This window comes from Staphylococcus sp. EG-SA-17 (assembly GCF_017151845.1).
GTDB classification, from domain to species: Bacteria; Bacillota; Bacilli; order Staphylococcales; family Staphylococcaceae; genus Staphylococcus; species Staphylococcus aureus.
Map to the genome: position 1 here is coordinate 1 of NZ_JACVZO010000206.1, position 204 is coordinate 204.

The 204-nt window shown below is 38.7% G+C and carries 1 protein-coding gene; it reads left to right on the plus strand.

Going from position 1 to position 204, the window contains the following annotated elements:
• On the plus strand, positions 1-204 hold a 204-nt coding region (locus IDG65_RS14755), incomplete at both ends, for a DUF1672 family protein (protein ID WP_206174291.1).

Sequence of the window (204 nt, forward strand, 5' to 3'; positions counted from 1 at the left end):
TTGTAGGTAAAGATGATGGTGTAGAAGTTTATGTGCATTGCGATGATCATGGCATTGTATTTAATGCAAGTTTGCCCTTGTACAAAGATGCCATCCATCAAAAAGGATCAATGCGTAGTAATGACAACGGTGATGATATGAGTATGATGGTGGGTACAGTGCTGAGTGGCTTTGAATATCGAGCGCAAAAAGAAAAGTATGATA